Below are 8,339 nucleotides of genomic sequence, written 5' to 3' on the forward strand. Positions count from 1 at the left end.
CGACCTCACCGGCCCGCGACCGCCAAGGCCGCCGCCCGCGCCCGGGCCACCTTCCGGACCCGGCTGACGGCGGGTGAGAAACCGGCCCGCAAACGGATGGCCACCCTCGGGGTGGTCTACGACGCCGAGCCCGCGCCCCGCCGGCCGCACGATGTGATCGCCGTCCCCGGCGGCCGGGCCGTGCAGCGCCCGCCGCGCGCCAGACCGGCCGCGATCCGCAAGTGGCTGTGCGGCTCGATCATCACCGGCCCCGCCGCGCTGATCGCCAACGTCTTCGATCATGCCGAAGCCCGTGATCCCGGCCATGTCCGTCCCTGGGTCGTGCTCGTCGACGGACCTGGCCATTCAGTCCTTGCTGGCCACCTTCGCCGCGGGCAAGGCCATCGTCGATGAAAGCGCAGCACGCTCCGCAGTCACCGAGGTGATCTCTACCGAGTGAGCACCACCGCGACAGCGTGTCCCTGACGGCCTCGCCTCACACTCATGGGGGCGAGGCCTTCGCATGTCCATCAACCCCAGCATCGATGACGTCGTCATGGACACAACGAACGTCGCGCAACACCCGCACGGGTAACGGCACTTGCCGCTTGCCTCGGTGATGGCCCGGATCGCCGCGGCGACCTCGGGCGCCGGCTCCGGCCACGGCCACGGCATCGGCTGCATCGACATCGCTGCCTCCATCCACCCCGGCAGCCAGGACGAAGACACCGACGACTGCTGCCACACCGTTCATGATCAGAGCAGGCACCATAAGATCATGAGCCGGAGCTACCAATCCCAGTTAACCAGCAGAGTCCTACAAGCGCTCAAGATCCGCCCGCTTGCCAAAAGCTGCAGGTCACCACGTGAGTCTAGTATTCGAGCACCTTAGGCTAGGTGAGTTCCTCGAGGAGCTTCCGGATGTCGCCCGCCTCGGCGGCCTCGAGGCGGGCGAAGATGCGGCAGGCCTGCTGGAGGTTGGCGCGACCGATCTCGCGGTCGCCCAGCGCGACTTGGGCCTGCCCGAGTACGGCGAGCGTTCGGCCGACGTTGTGATCATCGCTGATCTCGCGGCTGACCCTCAGGCACTCCTGAGCCGCGTGGATGGCTTCGGCGTGCCGGTCACATCGGCGGTATGTCTCGGCCAGGTGGTAGAGGACGTAGCCCTCGACGGTCTGTTGAGCCAGCTTGCGGAACACCTGTCGCGCATCAGCGAGTTCGCCGACGGCTTCCTGAAACCGTCCTGCGTCGCGGAAGGCGACGCCACGTGCATATCTCACTGCCGCGAGGGCCTCGGGCTCGCCACTGTCGCGTGCCAGATGGAGCGCCTGATCGAGTACGGCGAACGCCTCGTCTCTTTGTCCAGCATCGATGTGGGCACGCGCCAGGCTGGCCAGGACGGTCGCTTCATTGGAAAGGCGTCCCAATCGCCGGGTGAGCGTCGCGGCCTCTTGCAGTGCATGGATGGCATCCATCGGACGCTGTTGGTTGCGGTAGACAAGCCCGCGGTTTTCCCATGTCTGCCAGAGGAGCACCTGGTCACCGACAGCAAGAGCAAGTCTTGTCGCGCGTTCGAACTGAGCGGCGGCGTCCGCGGGAAGGTAGCGGCAGTTGGATATACGGCCAAGCTCCGTAAGACCGAGGGCTTCACTGCGTTGATCCCCGGCCAGAGCAGCGGCCTCAACGACAGTCGCGAGGCACCCCGCGATCTGCGTCCACGAAACCCCGCTGAAAATGAACCAGCCCAGACCATAGGCCTGGTCAGCGGAGAGGCCAAGAGACTCGGGCCGGTGTGCGCCGCATTCGGCAGCGGCGACCAGATGGGGCACGTGGTTGAGGAGCCATTCCCGTGCGGCTTCGGGGCTGGAGAAGCCTCGTCCCTGACGCTCAGGTGCCAGGAGCGTTTGCGGCCAATCCCAGGTGGGGGCGGATGCGTCGATGGCCGTCTTGGTGGACGAGGAGTAGTGGGCAAGGAGGCGGTGGAGCGCCTGGTTGCGTACGTACTCCGGCTCGTGGTTGGCGGCTTGCTCGTGGGCTAACAGCCGGAGGAGGTCGTGGTAGCGGTAGGTGCCGGGAGTGGGGTTTTGGAGGAGCCCGAGGTCGACGAGGTCGTCGAGGAGGTCTTCGGCGTCCGGCTCTGCCAGGTCGAGGAGTGCGGCGGCCGCGTCGCTGTCTAGGTCGGGACCGCCAGGCAGCGCACAGAGCCGGAACGCGCGGGCATGCGGATAGTCCAGATGACTGTAACTGACCTCCAGACTCGCCCTGACCGCCCTGTCGCCCTGTTCAAGCTCCGAAAGCCGCCGTTCTTCCACCATGAGCCGGTCGGCTAGCTTGGCGAGGTTCCAGGTTATCCGGGAGTTGAGACGGGCGGCGGCGATGCTGATCGCCAGCGGCAGGTAGCCGCAGAGACGCACTATGTCCTTGGTCGCCTCTGGTTCAGCTCCGGTACGCCGCATCCCGGTGAGTGCGCTAAGCAGAGCCCTTGCCTCATCCGGGGTGAGGAGATCGAGGGCGAGGTGATGCACAGCGTCGAGCGATAGGGCGCGGCGGCTGGTGATGACCACCGCGCAGGTCTCGCTGCCCGGCAGCAGAGGGCGGATCTGGGGAGTGTCGCGGGCGTTGTCGAGGATGATGAGCAGTCGCCGGCCGTGAGTACGGGTCCGCAACAGTGCTGCTGCCTCATCGACGTCGGTCGGGACCGCCTCGGGGGCAACGCCGAGCGAGCGCAGCAACCGCCCCAGCGCGTCGATGGGATCGAGAGGTTTGGCCTCCGGGGTGGAACCCTGCAGATTCACATAAAGCTGACCGTCGGGGAACTGGTCGATGAGCTGATGGCCGAGGTGGATCGCCAGGGCGGACTTGCCGACTCCTCCAGCCCCGCTGATCGCCGAGATCGCCACCGGCCGCTGCTTGTCGAGCAGCCGTTCGTGTAGCTGCAGGAGTTCGGTGGTGCGGCCGGTGAAGCCGGCCAGATCGGCCGGGAGCTCGGCCGGGACGGCCATGCGGCGGTCCGCAGGCGACTCGAGGGCGGCTCCAGGGTGGGCGGGGTCGGACCGCAGGATGGCCTGCTGCAGATCCTGGAGTGCGGGGCCAGGTTCGAGTCCGAGTTCGTCGGCCAGGAGTTGCCGGGCCCTCTGGTAGGCCTCCAGCGCCTCCGCTTGGCGATCGGATCGGTACAGCGCGAGCATCAGCCGGGCGTGGAGTCCTTCCCGCAGCGGGTGCGAGGCCACCCACCCACCCAACTCGGCGGCGAGGGCGGCGTGCTCGCCCAGCGCCAGCCGTACCTCGGCGAGCTCTTCTACTGCGGCCAGCCGCAACTCTTCCAGAGCTTGCGCGGCGTGCGTGATGGACGGGTGGTCGGCCACGCTGCCGAAGGCTGAGCCCCGCCACAGGGCCATCGCTTGCTCGTACTGGTCCTTTTTCTCTTTCGGGTCCTGCGATGCACGAGCCTGGGTCAGGAGTTCCTCGAAGGCGGCGGCGTCCAACTGTCCAGGCTTCGGGGCGACTACGTAGCCGCCGTCCTTCCGCTGCAACACATCGTCGCCGACGATCTTCCGTAGTGAGGTCACGTACACCCGCAGGTTCGTCACCGCCGACCGTGGCGGCACCCCGCCCCACAATGCATCCACCAGGTGGTCGTCTGAAACGACCCGGCCGGCGCGACACAGCAGTGTGGCCCAGACCAATCGCTGTTTGGGCTGGCCGAGATCTGCACCGTCCACCTCGACGGGGCCCAGCACCCTGTACCGCACCCGAGAATCCCCTGACATCGCTGGCCGTATTTTAAACCGGACATCAGCCTTCTGGGAACATCATCGCCTTCTGGCTACGACGGTTTCCAACGGCTCCACCTGACGGTCTGAGTTGGATCTGGCCCATATTTCGTGATCGTGATGGCCCTCCGCGTGACGGCGCTCGCTGTGATCATTACTCGGGTGTGACCAACCCGGACTTGACGTGCTCCTTCCTCATCTCGCTGAAGTCGTGGTGGACCGTGTTGAGGTGACCGCCGCTCGGGTGACGCTGCGGGTCCACCCCCACGCAGGCCTCGCCCTCTGCCCGACGTGCGGTAAGGCCTCCCGGCGTGTCCACAGTCGCGACGAGCGCGTGCTGAACGACGCCGCGCTCGGCGGGCGCAGGGTCCTGATCCGCGTGGCTAGCCGCCGGTTCTTCTGCGACGACGTTTCGTGCCCAGCCAAGACATTCGCGGAACAGATTCCAGGGCTGACCAGCGCTTACGCGCGCCGGAGCCCGTTGTTGACCATGCTGCTGGACGCGGTGGCGCTGGCCCTGGCCGGCCGCGCCGGTGCCCGCCTGGCCGCGATTCTCGGCCTGCGCACCAGTCGCAACGCCCTTCTGCGGCGAATCCGAGCCATGCCCGATCCCGAGATCGGCGCGGTGACCGTACTCAGCGTGGATGACTTCGCCCTGCGTAAAGGCCATGTCTACGGCACCATCTTGATCAATATGGACACCCATGAACCGGTGGACCTGTTACCCGACCGCGAGGCCGAGACCCTGGCCGCCTGGCTGCGTGCCCATCCCGGAGTCGAGGTCATCTGCCGAGATCGGGCCGGCGCCTACGCCGACGGCGCGCGCCAGGGCGCACCGGAGGCGATCCAGGTCGCAGATCGCTGGCACTTGTGGAACAACCTGGGCAAATACGTGGAGAAGACAGTCGCCGCCCACCACCACTGCTTGCATGCTCCCCGCCCCGAGCTCCCGGTGGAAGCAGAGGCTCCGCCTCGGGATCTGACGCGCGCAGCCGCCGCCGCAGCCGAGGCTCGCGCCGAAGCCAGCGCGATCGTCGTGCGCACACGCGAGCGGTACACGCAGGTCCAGACGCTGAAGGCAGCGGGCCTGGGCATCAAACCGATCATGCGGGAACTTGGCCTGGCCAAGGAGACTGTCCGCCGGTTCTACCGCGCCCAAGCCATCGAGGACGTCCTGGCAACCAGCTTGGCCGGACGACCCAGCAAACTCGACCCCTACAAGCCTTACCTGCACGAACGCTGGAACGAGGGCTGCACCAATGTCCTGGAACTCCACCGGGAGATCACCATCCAGGGCTACCGCGGCAGCTACGGGTCGGTCCGCGACTACCTGGCCCCGTTCCGCGAAACCGGATGCGCACCACCCGCGGCTCCTAAATCGCCCAAGGTGCGCACCCTGGCCAGCTGGATCATGACGCACCCCGACAACATGGCCGACGACGACCAGGTGACACTCAAGAACGCCCGCGCGGACTGCCACCACCTGGACGCCCTGGCCGATCATGTCCACGGCTTCGCCGAGATGATGGTCGGACGCCACGGCGACCGCCTGGCCGACTGGATGGCCACAGTCGATGCCGATGACCTGCCCTATCTGCGCTCATTCACCCGCGGCCTGCGCCACGACCACGCCGCCGTCCTCAACGCCTTGACGTTCCCGCACAGTTCCGGCGCCGTCGAGGGCAACGTCAACCGCCTCAAGATGCTAAAGCGACAGACCTACGGCCGCAGACCCCTAACGACGCTGCAGGCTTCGCGTCACGCTTTTGAGGCCGCGCAGTTAAGCGTGTACTCATGGTCGGCGGTTTGGGCGTTGAACCCAACGTTGGGTCGTCCATGCCTGTCGGATCAGGCAACGAAGGGATGATCGTGTCGGCGAAGTCGAAGAAGGCGTCGATGACGGTGGCGCGGCGTTCGTAACAGCGGGCGAGGCGGTGGAAGGCGTTCTGCCAGACGTGGGTGCGTTCGACGTGCCCCCTCTGGCTTGCCTGGACCGGTGCCTTCGCACCCTTGTGCGCGTTCCGGGCGTGGGTAGGAGCGCTGTTTGATGAGCAGGAACCAGTCACGGCGCGGGTGGCGTGGTGCTGAGATAGCCTGCGGCTTGGGTGAGGAAGAGGTCGGCATAGCGGCCCTGGGTACGCATGAGTTGGGTGTGTGTTCCGTGCTCGATGACGCGGCCGGAATCGAGGACGTAGATGCGGTCGGCGCTGCGGACGCTGGAGAAGCGGTGAGAGATGAGTAGGACGGTGCGGCCGGCGAAGAGCTGACGGATGCGGGCGAAGAGGTCGGCTTCGGCTTGGGGGTCCAGGGCGGCGGTGGGCTCGTCGAGGATGACGAAGGGGGCATCGCGGTAGAAGGCGCGGGCGATGGCGAGTTTCTGCCACTGACCACCGGAAAGGTCGGTGCCATCGGTGAATTCGCGACCGAGGACGGTCTGGTAGCCGTCGGGGAGGCTCTCCAAATGGGTGGCGACGCCGGCGGATTCGGCGGCGTATCTGATGCGGCTGTGGTGGGGTTGGTCGTCGACGCGACCGAAAGCGATGTTGTCGTGGGCGGTGAGCTTGTAGCGGACGAAGTCCTGGAACACCACGGCGCAGCAGTGGCGCAGTTGGTGCAGGTCGGTGACAGGGTGGCTGTCGCGGACCAGTGTCCCGCCGGTGGGCGCGTACAGGCCGGCGAGAAGCTTCGCAAGGGTGGTCTTCCCGGAGCCGTTGGCTCCGACGAGGGCGATGATTTCGCCTTGGTGGAGTGAGATGTCGATACCGTGGAGCGTGGGGCGGTTGGCGCCTGGATACGTGAAGGTGAGGTCGCGCGCACGCAGCGTCCTGAACGGGCGTACAGGTGCGGCGGGTCCGGGGAGTGGCTCGACGGCTGCTGCTACGAAGTTGTGCAGGTCTTTGAGGAAGTAGAGGGACTGGCCCATGTTGTTGAGCATCTGACTGGCCGTTCCCATGCGGCTCGACAGCAACCAGAGTCCGGCCAGGCCTGTGGAGGCGGCGGGCAGGGATACCATGCCGGCGTTCACCAACGCCCAGACGGAGGCGATGACACCGACGATCATGGCGCCGGACAAGAGTTTGGCGCTGATCTCACGCCAGGCGTAAGTGCGGATCAGACGGGTCATGCCGGTCAACTCTTGGGCGTATTCGCTGTCCCAGCGGGTGTGGAGGGTGGCGCCGAGGTTCAGGGCCCGGATCTCCTTGGCCTCGTCCCGGCGGGTGAGCAGCTGCTCCAAGTACTGGCGGCGGCGGTGGTTCTCGGCCAGGGAGTGGTGCATCGCGTACACGGCGTTGCGCCGGTCCTTGGCGGCCTTGAACAGCGGCAACGCGCTGAGGGCCGCCAGGGGGAGCAGCCACCAGGCCATGGTGATGAACACGCCCGCTATGGCCAGCACGGTCAGCGCCACCTGCAGCATCGCGACCAGCATCATGACCACCTTGGCCGGCTCGCGCCGCGAGGCGTGTACGGCGCGCTGTAACTGGTCGTGGAAGTCCGGGTCTTCGAATTCCAGCAGCTCGGTGTGGGCGGCGGTACGTAACACCAGTGAGATGACGTGCCGATCGACCCGATCGGTGAGGATCTGCTGTCGCATCCCACTGAGCGACTGCAGGATGCCACCCACCGCGCCGAGGGCGACCAGCACCGATAACCCGGACACCAGCCTCGACAGGTCGACTCCGGCGCCGCCCCCACGGGCGAGGGGCATCACGTCGCCCACCATGCCCCGCAACAACAGCAACGCACCGGCCAGGCCGACGGCGGTGGTCAGTTGAAGCCCCACCACGGTGAGGACACCGCGCCGGTCCGCCGCCCAGGACATGCGTACGGCGTGTACCGCCGCCCCGCACATGTCGCGGACGGTGAGCCTGGGCGTCACCGGGTCCACCGCTCGATCCAGTTGCGGTGCTCGGTGCTGAGAAACGCGGTGTGTTCGGCGTAGTAGAACGCGTGGCCCGCGCCGGGGAGGAGAAGTAGGCGGGCGGTGCCGCCGTTGGCGACGATGGCTTTGTAGAGTTCGACGGATTGTTCGGGAGGGGTGGCGGGGTTGGTGTCGTCGGTGCCGTGGGCCAACAGCACCGGCCGGTCCAGCTTGTGGGCGAACTCCAGAGCGCTGAAAGTTCGGTAGATGTCTGGGGCTTGCCACAAGTGGCGTTTCTCGTGTTGCCAGCCGGTAGGGGTGAGGGTGCGGTTGTAGCAGCCGCTGTGCACGATCGCTCCGCGCAGCTCAGGGACATGGGCGAGGGCATACAGGGCGAGAGTGGCGCTGAAGCTGTGCCCACCGACCAGCATTGGGCCGTCCACGGTGGCCATTGCGGCGCGCACCGTGTCGATGATCTGCGGGTGCAGGGATTCCACTGTGGCGTCGGCCGACCAGTGCAGCGGCAGGTTCAGGTACGCGACCGCGTGCCCGGTATCCAGCATGGGACGCGTCGTCACTGGGTCGCCAGGCCTGGCGACACGCATCTGTGACTGCGTGTCGCCAGGCCTGGCGTCGCGCAGCCACAACACTGCTCCTGGCTTTCCCGGGTGGTGCGTGAGCGTGGCCTGGTGGTACCCGGTATCGATGCTGATCCCCGTTGGGTGGGT

At 66.9% G+C, this 8,339-nt stretch carries 4 protein-coding genes and 2 pseudogenes; 2 read left to right on the forward strand and 4 right to left on the reverse strand.

Annotated elements, in window-relative coordinates; translation table 11 throughout:
- Window positions 1–111 precede the first annotated feature (111 nt).
- Window positions 112–393: a hypothetical protein gene (locus ITP53_RS18565; RefSeq protein ID WP_195896663.1), complete on the forward strand. Its 282-nt coding sequence runs from the start codon at window positions 112–114 to the stop codon at window positions 391–393.
- A 479-nt stretch (window positions 394–872) separates the two neighbouring features.
- Here ITP53_RS18565 and ITP53_RS18575 read toward each other — a convergent pair whose 3' ends face one another.
- Window positions 873–3,731 carry an AfsR/SARP family transcriptional regulator gene (locus ITP53_RS18575; RefSeq protein WP_195896665.1) on the reverse strand — a complete coding sequence of 953 codons (2,859 nt, stop codon included), beginning with the start codon at window positions 3,729–3,731 and terminating at the stop codon, window positions 873–875.
- Window positions 3,732–3,996: 265 nt separating this feature from the next.
- Between ITP53_RS18575 and ITP53_RS18580 the strand changes: the two are divergent.
- Window positions 3,997–5,493: pseudogene (locus ITP53_RS18580) on the forward strand (ISL3 family transposase); the annotation flags it as partial.
- A gap of 51 nt (window positions 5,494–5,544) precedes the next feature.
- Here the strand turns inward: ITP53_RS18580 and ITP53_RS18585 are convergent.
- The 3 genes and pseudogenes from ITP53_RS18585 to ITP53_RS18595 form a co-directional block, all read right to left on the reverse strand.
- Window positions 5,545–5,776 (reverse strand): annotated as a pseudogene (locus tag ITP53_RS18585) (IS5/IS1182 family transposase); the annotation flags it as partial.
- Window positions 5,777–5,814: 38 nt separating this feature from the next.
- Window positions 5,815–7,638: an ABC transporter ATP-binding protein gene (locus tag ITP53_RS60315; RefSeq protein ID WP_195896666.1), complete on the reverse strand. Its 1,824-nt coding sequence runs from the start codon at window positions 7,636–7,638 to the stop codon at window positions 5,815–5,817.
- Window positions 7,626–8,339, reverse strand: a 714-nt coding sequence (locus ITP53_RS18595; protein ID WP_207756104.1) for an alpha/beta hydrolase family protein, incomplete at its 5' end; no start/stop codon positions are given. The genes ITP53_RS18595 and ITP53_RS60315, both read right to left, overlap by 13 nt.

It is taken from the genome of Nonomuraea cypriaca (assembly GCF_015645445.1).
GTDB classification, from domain to species: domain Bacteria; phylum Actinomycetota; class Actinomycetes; order Streptosporangiales; family Streptosporangiaceae; genus Nonomuraea; species Nonomuraea cypriaca.